Source organism: Cupriavidus sp. 22TCCZM04-2, assembly GCF_057798895.1.
Map to the genome: position 1 here is coordinate 461,862 of NZ_JBYOJS010000001.1, position 13,627 is coordinate 475,488.

Below are 13,627 nucleotides of genomic sequence, written 5' to 3' on the forward strand. Positions count from 1 at the left end.
CGTGATCAAGAAGCTCATCAACCGCCTACTGGGCAATCCTGGCCCCAAGCAGCGCCGCATCGGCCGCGCCCACACGCCGCGCATCGTTACCGTGGAAGAGCACCGCATTGACCCGACCCTGCTGTCGCGCAATGCCGTTAAAGTCACTTCCACGCTGCAACAGGCAGGCTACCAGGCGTTTATCGTCGGCGGCGCGGTGCGCGACCTGCTGCTGGGCATCAAGCCCAAGGATTTCGATGTCGCCACCAACGCCACGCCCGAGCAGGTGCAGGCGCTGTTCCGGCGCTCGCGCATCATCGGCCGGCGCTTCCAGATCGTCCACGTCACGTTCTATGGCGGTCGCGAGCAGGAGATCATCGAAGTCTCCACGTTCCGCGCGCTGGTCGATGCCGTGGCCAGCGAGACGCTGCCCGAAGGCCGGCGCCTCAAGCGCTCCGAACTCGACAGCAAGACCCACGCCATCGATGCCTCGGGCCGCGTGCTGCGCGACAACGTGTGGGGCTCGCAGGCCGAAGACGCGGAACGCCGCGACTTCACCATCAACGCGATGTACTACGATCCGGCCGCGCAGACCGTGCATGACTACCATCACGGCATGGAAGACATCCGCGCGCGCACGCTGCGCATGATCGGCGACCCGGTCACGCGCTACCGCGAGGACCCGGTGCGCATGTTGCGCGTGGTGCGATTCGCTGCCAAGACCGGCTTCGGCATCGACGAGGCCACGCGCGAGCCGATCGAAGGCCTGGCCACGCTGATCCACAACGTGCCCAGCGCGCGCCTGTTTGACGAGATGCTCAAGCTGCTGATGTCCGGCCACGCCTGGGCATCGCTGCAGGAACTGCGCAAGGCCGGCCTGCACCAGGGCCTGCTGCCGCTGCTGGACGTGGCGCTGGAGCAGCCCATGGGCCAGCGCTTCGTGCAGCTGGCGCTAGACAACACCGATCGCCGCGTGCAATCGGGCAAGCCGGTGTCGCCGGGCTTCCTGTTCGCCGCGCTGCTGTGGCACCACGTGCTGCAGCGCTGGAATGCCGAGCGCGCACGCGGCGAGCACCCGATCGCGGCGCTCAACACGGCCATGGACGCCGTGCTGGAAAAGCAGACCGGCCAGCTGGCAATCCAGCGCCGCTTCGTCACCGACATGCGCGACATCTGGGGCATGCAGCCGCGCTTCGAGAAGCGCGTGGGCCGCATGCCGTTCCGCCTGCTGGAGTCGCCGCGCTTCCGCGCCGGTTTCGACTTCCTCCACCTGCGCTGCCAGTCCGGCGAAATGCCGGAGGACCTGGCGCGCTGGTGGCAAGATTTCCAGGACGCCGATCCCGACGAGCGCGAAGGCCTGATCGATGGCGCCCGCACGCCGCGTAGTCCGGCGGCCGAGGGCGACGCCCCGGCACGCAAGAAGCGCCGCCGACGCAGTCCGCGGAAATCGGATAAAGTTTCTTCCCGGAGCGACACGGAAGCGGGGCCGGAAGTCCATGCCGGCCGCGACCAGCCGGAGGAACATCAATGAAACTCGCCTTCATCGGCATCGGCGCCAACCTGGGCGATGCCCGCCAGGCGCTGAAAGACGCCATCGTGTGCCTGGCCCAGCAGGTCGGCATCACGGTGCTGGCACGGTCCTCGCTGTACCGGACTGCGCCTGTCGATGCCGGTGGCGACGATTACTACAACGCGGTGGTCAAGGTGCAGACCTCGTTCACCGCCGCGCAACTGCTGCGCATCTGCCACCACATCGAAGACCAGTTCGGCCGCGAACGCCCGTTCCGCAACGCGCCGCGGACGCTGGACCTCGACCTGCTGGTGTTCGGTGACGAGCAGCACAACGACGAACAGCTCACCGTGCCGCATCCGCGTGTCACCGTACGTGCCTTCACGCTCGTGCCGCTGCTCGAATTGGCCCCGGATCTCGTGATCCCCGGCATGGGCCCCGCGATCGACTACCTCGCCGGTGTCGGCGACCAGCGCATCGAGAAGGTTTCCTCCTGCAAGTGCCTGCGGGCACTTGCAGCCGGCAGCGGCGGCTGAGCCGCGGGGCCGCACGCCCGCGCTGTCAACGATATGCTCGAACATCTGCGTCGCATCGTGGTGGAAGGTCCGGTCGGCTCCGGCAAGACCGCACTGGCCCAACGCCTCGCGCACACGCTGCACGCAACGGCGCTCCTCGATAGCGCCCGCGCCACCCCCTTCCTGGAACGCTTCTACCGCGAACCGGCCCGCTACGCGTTGCCGCTGCAGCTGGCCTGCCTGAACAAGCGCGCCGACCAGCTCCAGCAATGGCAGAACGCCCTGCTGGCCACGCAGCGCATGGTGGCCAATTTCCTCTTCGCCCGGGACCGCCTGTACGCTTCCCTGACGCTGCCCGAAGACGAACTGGCGCTCTATGACGCGATTGCCGCACGGCTGCAGCTGCCGCCGCAGCGCACCGACCTGGTCATCATGCTGCAAGCGACGCCGTCATTGCTGCGCGAGCGCATCGCCCGCCGTGGCGCGCCCGGCGAGGCCACCGGCATCGACGAGTCATACCTGCAACGGCTCACGGACGCCTACGGCGAACTGTTCCATCGCTACGACGACGCCCCGGTGCTGATCGTGGATACCGCCCATTTCAATCCGGTGGACAACGATGGGGATTTCCGTACACTACTGACGCGCATCGAGAACATGCGCGGTCGCAGGGCCTTTCTCAACCTGGCTGCGCCCTGACCGCAGCCGGGCAGCCGAGCAATGCCCGGGGCGGTACATAACCATAACGACAGCCGCGCCGGCCGCTACACGCCGAGCGCCTCTCTCCTGATTCGTCACTGCCATGAGCTACCTCCTCGATCCCACCCGCAAGACCGTCACCATCCCCCGTCTGCAGGCCATGCGCGACGCCGGTGAAAAGATCGCCATGCTGACCGCCTACGACTCCAGTTTCGGCGCACTGCTGGATTTCTGCGGCGTGGAAGTCATCCTTGTGGGCGACTCCCTGGGCAACGTGATACAAGGCCAGCAGACCACGCTGCCCGTGACGCTTGAGCACATGGCCTACCACACCGAATGCGTGGCGCGCGCCAACCAGACCGCGCTGCTGGTGACCGACCTGCCCTTCGGCACCTACGGCACGCCCGAAATGGCCTTTGCCAGCGCCGTTGCGCTGATGCGCGCCGGCGCCCACATGGTCAAGCTCGAAGGCGGCGACTGGCTCGCCCCGACGGTCAGGTTCCTGGTCGAGCGCAGCATCCCGGTGTGCGCCCACATCGGTTTGACGCCGCAGTCGGTGCACGCCTTCGGCGGCTTCAAGGTGCAGGGCAAGACTGATGAAGGCGCGGCCCAGCTCAAGCGCGATGCGCTCGCGATGCAGGACGCCGGCGCCCAGATCGTGCTGATGGAAGCCGTGCCGGCCACGCTGGCCGGCGAGATCACGCGGCAGCTCAAGGTGCCGACCATCGGCATCGGCGCCGGTGCCGAATGCTCCGGCCAGGTGCTGGTGCTGCAGGACATGATCAACGTCTACCCGGGGCGCAAGGCCAAGTTCGTGCGCAACTTCATGGAAGGCCAGACCACGATCGAAGGCGCCATCCGCGCCTACGTGGCCGCCGTGAAGGACGGCAGCTTCCCCGCAGCCGAGCACACCTTCTCCGCCTGACCGGTGGAGATCGGCGCCGCCACGCTGGCCGCGTTCCGCCTGCTCGCCAGCGGCGACGCGGCACTCTGGTTCATTGTCTGGACCTCGCTGATGGTGGCGGTGCTGGGGCTCGCCATCGCTACCGCCCCCGCGGTGGGCGCGGCCTGGCTGATCGCCACGCATCAGTTTCCGGGCCGCCGCGCGGTGGTCGTGGTGGCGCAGGCCTTCCTCTCGTTTCCGACCGTGCTGGTCGGGCTCATCCTCTACCTGCTGCTGACGCGCCAGGGACCGCTCGGCAGCCTGGCGCTGCTGTTCACGCCGGCCGGCATGGTGCTCGGGCAGGCGGTGATCGGCTTTCCCGTGATCCTCGCGTTTTCGCTGTCGACGCTGCAGGGTGCCGATCCGCGCCTGCACGAAACTGCACGCGTGCTCGGCGCGGGACGCTGGCGCACGTTCGTCACGGTCATCCGGGAACTGCGTTTCGGGCTGATGGCGGCCATCGTTGCCGGCTTCGGCCGCGTGATTGCCGAAGTCGGATCTGCGTTGATGATCGGCGGGAATATCGAAGGCTCGACGCGCACCATCACCACGGCGATCGCGCTGGAGACCAGCAAAGGCGAATTCGCGCAGGGGATCGCGCTCGGCATCGTGCTGGTAGCGCTGGCGCTGCTGGTGAACATTGCCCTGGCGTGGCTGCAGGGCGCCGGAGGCTTCCGCCGATGAACGCTTCGCCCACGCCATTGCTGACCGTGCGCGGACTGTCACGCAGCATCGGCGCGCGCCGGCTGTTCGAGATCGGCGAACTGGTCTTTCCGCGCGCCGCGGCTATCGTGCTGACGGGGCAGAACGGCGCGGGCAAGACCACGCTGCTGCGCATGGTGGCCGGCCTGGAACCTGCGCCCGGCGCTACGGTGCACTGGACCGGCGGCAACGCCGCGGCACGCAGCGCTCCGCTCGATCCGCTGCCGCGCGAACTGCGCGAACGCATTGCGTATCTGCATCAGCACCCCTACCTGTTCCGCACTTCCGTGCGCGAGAACATCGCCTACGGCCTGCACGCGCGCGGGCTGCCGCAGCCGGAGATCGCGCAGCGGGTGAACGAGGCGCTGGCGTGGGCCGGCGTCGCGCACCTGCAGGACACCGCGCCCGAGCGCCTGTCCGGCGGAGAAGTCCAGCGCGTCGCGCTGGCGCGCGCCAAGGTGCTGGAGCCGGAACTGATGCTGCTCGATGAGCCGACTTCGAGCCTGGACGGACAGGCGCGCGAACAGGTCATTGCGCTGGTGCGCGAACTGGCGGCCGAGGGCCGCACCGTGGTGATGATCTGCCACGACCGCGACCTGATCAACCTGCCGGGAGTGGTGCGCTGGAAGCTCGGCGACGGGGTTCTGGATACGCACCATAGGTAGTGGTGCGACCGCCATCAGTTGCTAACGCAACGTGGCCCGCATCGCCCCGCGCAGCGAATTGACCGCCACGATCGCCTGCGCGCGCATCAGCATCGCACGCGTCACGATGGACTCGCGGGCCGGGCCATCGAGCACTGCATCGCCCTCCTCCAGCACGACGGCACGCATCACACCGGGCAGGATATCGGCGGCCAGCGGCGGCGTCAGCCATTCGCCTTCGACCTTGACGAACACCGAGCTGCGGCCGCCTTCCAGCAGTTCGCCACGCGTGTTGAAGAACAGCCGGTCGAAGCAGCCTTCCCGTTCCGCCGCCTGCCAGGCGGCGTCGTAGACGGCGCGCACGCTGGTCTTGTGCCGGCGCAGCGGATCGGCATCCGGCAGCGGTTCCACAGCGCAGTCGAGCATGACCGTCTGCGCAGCCAGCGGCTGCAGTGCTCCGCTGGCGAATACAAGCTTGCCGGCCTTGTCGACGCTCATGCGCAAGCGCCAGTCGCCGGCGCCAAGACGTGCGGCCTCCCCGTCGATAGCGGCTCTCGCTGCCGCGCGGTCGAAGGCAAACCCGAACGTCGCCACCGATGAGGCCAGGCGCGCAAGATGCCGATCAAGACGCAGGCAATGGCCGTCCTCGACTCGCAGGGTTTCGAACAGCGTGAAGCCCGGATCATGGCGGGTCACGAAGCGCGCCTTCCAGCCGCACTCGGCAAACTCGTCCGACGCCACGCTGTCATGCACGATGCCGCCACCCACGCCCATCTCGCCGGCACGTAGCCTGTCAGCCGCCCTTGGCGACAGCGCCAGCGTGCGGATGGCCACCGACATGGCGAAGCGGCACAGGCCGTGATCGCCGGCAGCCGGCGCGTCGAGCCAGCCGATTGCGCCCGTATAGAGTCCGCGCGGGGCGGATTCCAGTTCGGCAATGATCTGCATGGTGCGCCGCTTGGGCGCGCCGGTGATCGAGCCGCACGGAAACAGTGCGCCGAACAGCTCGCCAAAGCGCGTATCCGGCCGCGCGGTCGCCGTGACGGTCGAAGTCATCTGCAGCACGGCGCCGAATGGCTGCACGACGAAGCGGTCGGGCACCGCCACGCTGCCCGGCTGCGCGATGCGGCCCAGGTCATTGCGCAGCAGGTCGACGATCATGACGTTCTCGGCGCGGTTCTTGGCATCGGCAGCAAGAGCGGCCGAGGCTTGCGCGTCCTTTGCCCGATCACCGGAACGCGGCGCGGTGCCCTTCATCGGGCGCGTCACAAGGCCGCCTTCGCCGTCGTGCCGGACGAACAGCTCAGGCGACAGCGACAACACCCAGGCATCGCCCGGCAGGCAGGCCAGCACGCCGAATGGAACTGGCTGTGCAGCGCGCAGCGCCGCATACAGGGCACGCGGATCGCCGAAGGCGGAGAACGCGAGCCGCTGCGTGAAGTTGACCTGGTAGGTGTCGCCAGCCTCGATCCATGCATGGATGCGCGCGATCGCGGCATCGAAGGCTTCGCGTGGGGTGTCGGCGGTGATATCCATGAGCCCCGCGGGCGCTTGCGCATCCGGCGCCGGAAGCCACGCGCGCACGGCATCGCCGTCCAGGCGTTGCATTTCGCGGAACCACAGCAAATGCACGGCACCGTCATGGAACGGCAGCCGGTTGTCCGTATGCGCAGGCGCACCGACCAGCGCGCCCCCGAATTCGTACGGCGCGAACAGCGTGGCATGCCAGCCGTGGCGCCAGCCTTCGGCGAGCAGGATGTCGAGCTGGGTGACGTCACTGCCGGCTGGCAGCAGGTCTTCGTGGATCAGGCCAGTGTATAGGCGCGAGGCCGCTTCGCCAGGCAACGCAGTTGCATCGTCCAGCAGCACGAAGGGTTCGGAATTGGAGCAGGGATGCGGGAAAGGCACAGCGGAAAGCGGGGAAAAACACAGCGCCTGCATTATGCGCTGCCGGCCCGCATTGCGGGCACAAAAGCAAACCGGCCACGCGCGTGCGTGGCCGGTTTGCGGGGCGGATCAGCTAAAGAAGCTCTTCACCTTGTCCAGCCAGGACTGCTCCTGCGGACTGTGGCGCGAGCCGCCTTCATGGACCGAGCGGTCGAACTGGCGCAGCATGTCCTTCTGGGCGTCGGTCAGCTTGACCGGCGTCTCCACGGCCACATGCACGTAGAGGTCGCCCGGATAGCCCGAACGCACGCCCTTGATGCCCTTGCCGCGCAGGCGGAAGGTCTTGCCGGACTGCGTCGCCTCGGGCACCGGGAAGGTGGCCTTGCCGTTCAGCGTCGGCACTTCCAGGTCGCCGCCCAGCGCCGCCGTGGCGAAGGAGATCGGCATCTGGCAGTGCAGGTCGTCGCCGTCGCGCTCGAACACCGGGTGCGCCTTGATGTGGACTTCCACATACAGGTCGCCCGGCGGGCCGCCGTTGATGCCCGGCTCGCCGTTGCCGGACGAGCGGATGCGCATGCCTTCGTCGATGCCGGCCGGAATCTTCACTTCCAGCGTCTTCTGCGACTTCAGCTTGCCCTGGCCGTGGCACTTGGTGCACGGCTTCGGGATGAACTTGCCGCTGCCGTGGCACTTCGGGCAGGTCTGCTGCATGCTGAAGAAGCCCTGCGATACGCGCACCTGGCCGGCGCCGTGGCAGGTCGGACAGGTTTCCACGCTCGAGCCGGGCTCGGCGCCATTGCCGTGGCAGTGGTCGCACTCGTCCCAGTGGGGCACGCGGATCTGTGCCTCGTGGCCGTGCGCGGCCTGCTCCAGCGAGATTTCCATGCTGTAGCGCAGGTCGGCGCCGCGATAGGCCTGCGGGCCGCCGCCGCCGCGGCGCCCGCCCGCGCCCTGCTGGCCGAAGATGTCGCCGAAGATATCGCCAAAGGCCTCGGCAAAGCCGCCGTAGCCCTGGCCGCCGCCGAAACCGCCGGCCATGTTCGGATCCACGCCGGCATGGCCATATTGGTCGTATGCTGCCTTCTTCTCCGCATCGGAAAGCATCTCGTAGGCCTCTTTGACCTCTTTGAATTTTTCCTCGGATTCCTTGCTGTCCGGATTGCGGTCCGGGTGGTATTTCATCGCGAGCTTGCGATAAGCCTTCTTGATCTCGTCGTCGCTCGCGTTCTTGCCTACCCCGAGCACTTCGTAGTAGTCACGTTTTGCCATGGTGGCTCATTACCTTTTGGCCCGGAACCGCCGCTACTGCGGCTCCCGGCGAATAGCAAAAAAGCCGAGCGAGGCATCCGACGGCGGTTTCCCGCTGGGTCCGATGTCCGTCGCCCGGCGTCGGGACAGGGGCGGCGCCGGCGCATGCCCGCGCCGCCCTTCCCGATTACTTCTTGTCGTTGACTTCCTTGAACTCGGCGTCGACCACGTTATCGTCCTGCGGCTGGGCCTGCTGCTGGGCACCGGCGCCTGCGGCACCCGCCGCGCCCTGCTCGCCGGCCTTGGCCTGCATGTCGGCGTAGACCTTCTCGCCCAGCTTCTGGCTGACTTCCGACAGCGCGGCAACCTTGGCGTCGATCTCGGCCTTGTCGCCACCGCGTGCGGCGTCTTCCAGTTCCTTGACCGCAGCTTCGATCTTTTCCTTCTCGCCGGCTTCCAGCTTGTCGCCGTATTCGGTGACAGCCTTCTTGGTCGAGTGGATCAGCGCGTCGGCCTGGTTGCGGGCGTCAGCCAGCTCGCGGGCCTTCTTGTCTTCCTCGGCGTTGGCCTCGGCGTCCTTCACCATGCGCTGGATCTCGTCTTCCGACAGGCCCGAATTCGCCTTGATGGTGATTCGGTTTTCCTTGCCGGACGCCTTGTCCTTGGCGCCCACGTGCAGGATACCGTTGGCATCGATGTCGAACGACACCTCGATCTGCGGCGTGCCGCGCGGTGCCGGCGGAATGCCTTCGAGGTTGAACTCGCCCAGCAGCTTGTTGCCGGTCGCCATTTCGCGCTCGCCCTGGTACACCTTGATGGTCACCGCCGGCTGGTTGTCGTCGGCGGTCGAGAACACCTGCGCATGCTTGGTCGGGATGGTGGTGTTCTTGGTGATCATCTTGGTCATCACGCCGCCCAGGGTCTCGATACCCAGCGACAGCGGCGTCACGTCCAGCAGCAGCACGTCCTTGCGGTCGCCCGACAGCACCGAGCCCTGGATCGCGGCACCGACGGCCACGGCTTCGTCCGGGTTCACGTCCTTGCGCGCTTCCTTGCCGAAGAACTCCTTGACCTGTTCCTGCACCTTGGGCATGCGGGTCATGCCGCCGACCAGGATCACGTCGTCGATATCGCTGACCTTGACGCCCGCATCCTTGATCGCGGTGCGGCACGGCTCGATGGTGCGCGTGATCAGCTCTTCCACCAGGGATTCGAGCTTGGCGCGGGTCATCTTCAGGTTCAGGTGCTTCGGACCCGATGCATCGGCCGTGATGTACGGCAGGTTGATCTCGGTCTGCTGCGAGCTCGACAGTTCGATCTTGGCCTTTTCAGCGGCTTCCTTCAGGCGCTGCAGGGCCAGCACGTCCTTCGACAGGTCGACGCCCTGGTCCTTCTTGAACTCGGCGATGATGTAGTCGATGATGCGCTGGTCGAAGTCTTCGCCGCCCAGGAACGTATCGCCGTTGGTCGACAGCACTTCGAACTGCTTCTCGCCGTCCACGTCCGCGATCTCGATGATCGAGATGTCGAAGGTACCGCCGCCGAGGTCATACACGGCGATCTTGCGGTCGCCCTTCTCGTTCTTGTCCAGGCCGAAGGCCAGCGCGGCCGCGGTCGGCTCGTTGATGATGCGCTTGACGTCCAGGCCGGCGATGCGGCCGGCGTCCTTGGTGGCCTGGCGCTGCGAGTCGTTGAAGTACGCGGGCACCGTGATCACGGCCTCGGTCACCGGCTCGCCCAGGTAGTCCTCGGCGGTCTTCTTCATCTTGCGCAGCACTTCGGCGGACACCTGCGGCGGCGCCAGCTTCTGGTCGCGCACGCCCACCCATGCGTCGCCGTTGTCGGCCTTGACGATGGAATACGGCATCAGGCCGATGTCCTTCTGGACTTCCTTCTCTTCGAACTTGCGGCCGATCAGGCGCTTCACGGCATACAGCGTGTTGCGCGGATTGGTCACGGCCTGGCGCTTGGCCGGCGCACCGACCAGGATCTCGCCGTCTTCCATGTAGGCGATGATCGAAGGCGTGGTGCGGGTGCCTTCCGAATTTTCGATGACCTTGGGCGTGCTGCCTTCCAGGATCGCCACGCAGCTATTGGTGGTACCGAGGTCGATACCGATGATCTTTCCCATTTGTTCTCTCCTATTGAGCCATCGCTATCCGCGCGGCCGCAATTCATCCTGAGTGCGAAATGTGGCCGTCCGAGGCCATTTCAAGGGCGGAATCTGCAAATCCGAGTAATTTTCTCGGTTACTTCCATCCGGTCAACGGCGCGCCCGCGTCCGGCCTTGAACAACCCGTGCGGCAAGCGATTTTCGACGGCAAAAAGCAATTTTTCAGTCACTTTTACTCGAAGAATTCGCCGTATCCCGTCCGCGCTGCCACAAAACGTCGCTTCCCCCATCGACACGGTTCAGCACCCGGGCCAACACGAACATCAGGTCCGACAGCCGGTTCAGGTACTGGCGTGGTGCTTCATTGAGCGCCTCCGTGGCGCCCAGCGCGACCAGCGCCCGCTCGGCGCGCCGGCACACGGTGCGGCAGATATGGGCCTGCGCGGCGGCCCGGCTGCCGCCCGGGAGGATGAATTCGGCCAGGCGCGGCAGCCCCGCGTTGTAGTGAGCCAGCCACGCGTCGAGCTGCGCCACCTGCTCGGGCTTGAGCAAGGTGTAGCCGGGGATGGAGAGTTCGCCACCAAGGTCGAACAGGTCATGCTGGATATGCAGCAGCGCGTCACGCACGTCGGCCGGCAGCGTTTCGGTGAGCAGCACGCCGATCTGCGAATTGGTCTCGTCGACGTCGCCGATGGCGGCGATGCGCAGGCTGTCCTTGCCCGTGCGGCTGCCGTCGCCGAGGCCGGTGGTGCCGGCGTCGCCGGTGCGGGTGGCTATCTTGGACAGGCGGTGGCCCATGCCGGTCTCCTCTGGAAGTCTTGGGGATGGCGCGCATTATGGCGTGCTTTGCCGCCCGCGCGAGCGCCGCGCGTCCGCTCGTCCCGGTCCAGGGGAAGGGGTGCATCAGCCGCCGCGCGGCGTAGAATGGCGGCATTCCCCAATCAACAATCGGGTCGCGCCCCATTCCGCCGCCGACACCCGCCGACGGTTCCGGAGACTGGCCGCACGCCGCAGCGACCCGCCGGAGACCTGCATGAACCACCCCACGCCACACGCCGCCCTGGCACGCCGCCCCTTGCCGCACGCCCTGCGTGATGCGCTGCAGGCGCGCTTCGGCGACCGCTTCTCGACCTCCGCCGGCGTCTGCGAACACCATGGCCGCGACGAATCGCCGTTCCCGCCGGCCCTGCCGGACGGCGTCGTGTTCGCCCACAGCACCGAGGAAGTGGCCGAAGTCGCGCGCCTGTGCAACGCGCACGGCGTGCCGCTGATTCCCTACGGGGCAGGCTCATCGCTCGAAGGGCACCTGCTGGCCGTGGCCGGCGGCATCAGCCTGGACCTGTCGCAGATGAACCGGGTGCTGGCGATCCAGCCGGAAGACCTGACCGTGACCGTGCAGCCCGGCGTCACGCGCAAGCAGCTCAACCAGGAGATCAAGGACACGGGCCTGTTCTTCCCGATCGACCCGGGCGCCGATGCGTCGCTGGGCGGCATGTGCGCCACGCGGGCGTCCGGGACCAATGCGGTGCGCTACGGCACCATGCGCGAAAACGTGCTGGCCCTGACCGTGGTGACGGCCGACGGGCGCGTGATCCGCACCGGCACGCATGCGCGCAAGTCGTCGGCGGGCTATGACTTGACGCGCCTGTTCGTCGGCAGCGAGGGGACGCTCGGCATCATCACCGAGGTCACCGTACGCCTGTACCCGCAGCCCGAGGCGATTTCCGCCGCGGTTTGCGCGTTCCCCAGCATGAGCAGCGCCGTGCAGGCCGTGATCCAGACCATCCAGCTTGGCGTGCCGATCGCGCGCGTGGAGTTCGTCGATGCGCTGGCCATCCGAGCGATCAACCGGCACGACAACCTGACGCTGCCGGAAATGCCGCACCTGTTCTTCGAGTTCCACGGCACCGAGGCCGGCGTGCGCGAGCAGGCCGAGACCGTGCAGCAGATCACGGCCGAGCATGGCGGCCAGGACTTCGAATGGGCCACGCGGCCCGAAGACCGCAGCCGGCTGTGGAACGCGCGCCATACCGCGTACTTCGCCATGCTGCAGCTCAAGCCCGGCTGCCGGGCAGTCACCACCGACGTGTGCGTGCCGATCTCGCGCCTGGCCGACTGCGTGGCCGAGACCGAGCAGGACCTGATCGCCTCCACGCTGCCCTGCCCGATCGTCGGCCATGTCGGCGACGGCAATTTCCACGTGGCGATCCTGGTCGATCCCGACAAGCCGGAAGAGATGGCCGAGGCCGAGGACATCAACCGCCGCATCGTCGAGCGCGCATTGTCGATGGGCGGCACGTGCACCGGCGAGCACGGCGTGGGCCTGCACAAGATGGATTTCCTGGTGCGCGAGCACGGCGAAGACGCACTCGACCTGATGCGCGTGATCAAGCAAGCGCTCGATCCCAACGGCATTCTGAACCCGGGCAAGATCTTCCACTCCGTGCGCGGCCCGGGCGGCTGAGCGGGATGGCATCGATGTTCAACCGCGTTCCTCCGCTGCACCTGCTGGTCGCCTTCGAGGCCGCGGCGCGCCTGGGCAGTTTCGCGCGCGCGGCCGAGGAGCTGTCGGTCACGCCAAGTGCGGTATCGCACCGCATCAAGAACCTGGAAGAACTCTGGGGCGAAGACCTGTTCGTGCGCTCCAACGCCGCGCTGCGCCTGACGGCGGCCGGCACGCGCTACCTGCGCAATGTGCAGGACGCGCTCAAGTCGCTCAACGAACTGGCGCGGCCTGAGTACAACAAGCTGCGCACGCGCCTGCGCGTGGCGATCCCGCCGACCTTCGGCCGCCAGCACCTGGTGCCGCGCCTGCCCGAGTTCGGCGCGCTGTATCCGCATATCGACATCGAGCTGCACCTGGCCATCCCGTTCCTGGACGTGAAGGCCGAGGACAGCGACGTCGAGATCCGCTATGGCACCGGCCGCTACCCGGACCTGAAGACCACCAGGTTGCTGGTCGAACCCGTGTTCCCGGCTTGCGGGCGCGAGTACTACGAGCGCGTCAACGGCCGCGCCATCACCAGGCCCGAGCACCTGCACGGCCTGGTGCTGCTGCGCAGCCCGCTGGAGCCGTGGAAGCCATGGTTCGAGACTGCCGGGCTGGATTGGCCCGAGCCGCAGACCGGCCCGCAGTTCAACGATATCGGCCTGATGCTGGAAGCGATCGCCTCGAACCAGGGCGTGGCGCTGGTGCGCCAGCGCATGGCGCGGCACTGGCTGTCGCTGGGGCAGATGGTGCGGCTGCTCGATGTCGAATCGGTCTCGCCGCATGGGTATTACATCGTCGAGCGCGAACATGCGCCGCTCAAGCCTGAGGCGCGTTATTTTGTCGACTGGCTGTTGAGTCTGGACTGGTAAGGATGCGTTGGCATCGGTGCGATTTGT

At 67.2% G+C, this 13,627-nt stretch carries 12 protein-coding genes; 8 read left to right on the forward strand and 4 right to left on the reverse strand.

The annotated features are described in order from the left end of the window. Nucleotide 1: 1 nt before the first annotated feature. From pcnB to AC3FKG_RS02150, 6 genes are all read left to right on the forward strand, one after another. Nucleotides 2–1,510: a polynucleotide adenylyltransferase PcnB gene (gene pcnB / locus AC3FKG_RS02125; RefSeq protein WP_483709180.1), complete on the forward strand. Its 1,509-nt coding sequence runs from the start codon at nt 2–4 to the stop codon at nt 1,508–1,510. Then, entirely contained in the window at nt 1,507–2,025 is a 519-nt protein-coding gene (gene folK, locus AC3FKG_RS02130; protein ID WP_483709181.1) for a 2-amino-4-hydroxy-6-hydroxymethyldihydropteridine diphosphokinase, read from the forward strand. The genes pcnB and folK overlap by 4 nt, the downstream gene beginning before the upstream one ends. 33 nt (nt 2,026–2,058) lie before the next feature. Beyond that, a complete protein-coding gene (locus tag AC3FKG_RS02135) occupies nt 2,059–2,703 on the forward strand; it encodes a deoxynucleoside kinase (protein WP_488742310.1) in 645 nt (214 codons plus the stop codon). 103 nt (nt 2,704–2,806) lie between these two features. Next, a complete protein-coding gene (gene panB, locus AC3FKG_RS02140) occupies nt 2,807–3,628 on the forward strand; it encodes a 3-methyl-2-oxobutanoate hydroxymethyltransferase (RefSeq protein WP_488742311.1) in 822 nt (273 codons plus the stop codon). 3 nt (nt 3,629–3,631) lie between these two features. Beyond that, nucleotides 3,632–4,330 carry an ABC transporter permease gene (locus AC3FKG_RS02145; RefSeq protein ID WP_483709185.1) on the forward strand — a complete coding sequence of 233 codons (699 nt, stop codon included), beginning with the start codon at nt 3,632–3,634 and terminating at the stop codon, nt 4,328–4,330. Beyond that, nucleotides 4,327–5,013 (forward strand): energy-coupling factor ABC transporter ATP-binding protein, encoded by a 687-nt coding sequence (locus tag AC3FKG_RS02150; protein ID WP_483709186.1) that lies wholly within the window; start codon nt 4,327–4,329, stop codon nt 5,011–5,013. The genes AC3FKG_RS02145 and AC3FKG_RS02150 overlap by 4 nt, the downstream gene beginning before the upstream one ends. A gap of 21 nt (nt 5,014–5,034) precedes the next feature. Here the strand turns inward: AC3FKG_RS02150 and AC3FKG_RS02155 are convergent, their stop codons facing one another. The 4 genes from AC3FKG_RS02155 to AC3FKG_RS02170 all read right to left on the reverse strand — a co-directional run bounded on the left by AC3FKG_RS02155 (nt 5,035) and on the right by AC3FKG_RS02170 (nt 11,038). Further along, nucleotides 5,035–6,933: a chorismate-binding protein gene (locus AC3FKG_RS02155; protein ID WP_488742312.1), complete on the reverse strand. Its 1,899-nt coding sequence runs from the start codon at nt 6,931–6,933 to the stop codon at nt 5,035–5,037. A gap of 75 nt (nt 6,934–7,008) precedes the next feature. Then, nucleotides 7,009–8,148 carry a molecular chaperone DnaJ gene (dnaJ, locus tag AC3FKG_RS02160; protein WP_483709188.1) on the reverse strand — a complete coding sequence of 380 codons (1,140 nt, stop codon included), beginning with the start codon at nt 8,146–8,148 and terminating at the stop codon, nt 7,009–7,011. 166 nt (nt 8,149–8,314) lie between these two features. Next, on the reverse strand, nt 8,315–10,258 hold the full coding sequence (gene dnaK / locus AC3FKG_RS02165; RefSeq protein ID WP_483709190.1) for a molecular chaperone DnaK: 1,944 nt from the start codon (nt 10,256–10,258) through the stop codon (nt 8,315–8,317). Between the two features lie 204 nt (nt 10,259–10,462). Beyond that, complete coding sequence (locus tag AC3FKG_RS02170) at nt 10,463–11,038, reverse strand: cob(I)yrinic acid a,c-diamide adenosyltransferase (protein ID WP_488742313.1); 576 nt, start codon at nt 11,036–11,038, stop codon at nt 10,463–10,465. Nucleotides 11,039–11,273: 235 nt separating this feature from the next. Between AC3FKG_RS02170 and AC3FKG_RS02175 the strand changes: the two genes are divergently transcribed. Further along, nucleotides 11,274–12,704 (forward strand): FAD-binding oxidoreductase, encoded by a 1,431-nt coding sequence (locus tag AC3FKG_RS02175; protein ID WP_488742314.1) that lies wholly within the window; start codon nt 11,274–11,276, stop codon nt 12,702–12,704. 5 nt (nt 12,705–12,709) lie between these two features. Next, nucleotides 12,710–13,600 (forward strand): LysR substrate-binding domain-containing protein, encoded by an 891-nt coding sequence (locus AC3FKG_RS02180; protein ID WP_211945704.1) that lies wholly within the window; start codon nt 12,710–12,712, stop codon nt 13,598–13,600. Nucleotides 13,601–13,627 lie beyond the last annotated feature (27 nt).